The sequence below is a fragment of the Herbiconiux daphne genome, from assembly GCF_024979295.1.
In the GTDB taxonomy this organism is placed as follows: domain Bacteria; phylum Actinomycetota; class Actinomycetes; order Actinomycetales; family Microbacteriaceae; genus Herbiconiux; species Herbiconiux daphnes.
Window position 1 is genome coordinate 1 of sequence record NZ_JANLCJ010000151.1, and the last position, 1,054, is coordinate 1,054.

General features: G+C 40.6%; 2 protein-coding genes. Both read left to right on the forward strand.

Annotated features, from left to right (window positions below; all coding sequences use genetic code 11):
- The coding region (locus N1032_RS23705) for a hypothetical protein (RefSeq protein WP_259542834.1) at positions 1-337 on the forward strand (337 nt) is incomplete at its 5' end.
- Positions 338-412: 75 nt separating this feature from the next.
- Positions 413-1,054 (forward strand): terminase large subunit domain-containing protein (locus tag N1032_RS23710; protein WP_259542835.1); only part of this gene is annotated, 642 nt, incomplete at its 3' end.

Here is a 1,054-nt window from a genome sequence, read left to right on the forward strand (position 1 = left end):
TAATGGATTCGGTAAAGGGCGTCCTAAAGGTAGACGCAACGTACTAACACAGATGTTACTTGATCACGCAGCGGCTGCTGAATTGCAACCGTTCGAAGTGCTCTATGATATTTATCAGGACGATACAATTCCACCAGACCTTCGCTTTAAAGCAGCGAGCAAATATGCCGACTTAATTTATCCGAAAGCTGCTAGTGTGGAAGTTCGTATTGAAGAAGAAAATATCAGTGAAGAAGCGGTTGATAATAAAATCCGTGACTTCCTGTTTGAGCATTTGGGCATGGACGTCTTACCTCCATCGGATTTTAATGATTCCGAAAATCAAGAGGCAGAATAAAAGGAATGAGAGGTGTGTTGGTTTTCCCTATCGGAGAGCTAATAGCCTCTCATTTTTTGTTTGGAGATATGTAAGATGGATTTGACAAAAGCTATTCAAGAAGCTATGAAAACAATGTCCGTAGATCAGAAGCAAATTCTTCTGAGCCTGCTGCAAGAGAAAGATAAACTACGTCGCTATAATAAGATCAGTCATTTTGATGCTTATGAATTTCAACGTAAATTCTATGCTGCTAGTAAAGACCATCGCTTCCGATTCCTATGCGCTGCAAACCGTGTGGGTAAATCTTACTCAGAGGCTTTTGAAGTAGCGTGTCATGTTACTGGTAGATATCCAGATTGGTGGGAAGGACATAAGTTTAATAAACCAATCTTATGTTGGGCAGTTGGTATTACAGGTGACTCAACACGAAAGGTGCTACAAAAGGAACTCTTTGGTACGTCAGTTGGTAAAGATACTGAGGCATTAGGTACTGGAGCTATTCCTCGTGATTGTATCGATTTTAATACACTAGAAAAAGACGGTAATAAAATTCTCGTATGTCAAATTAAACATTTCAATGCCAGAGGTGAGCATGATGGAATGTCCATATTAGAATTCCGCTCCACTCAACAGGGCGAACATGCTCTCATGGGTGCTACAGTAGATTACATTTGGCTTGACGAGGAAGACCCTTATCGGTCAATGGAAATATTTGCTCAGTGTGTTACTCGTACT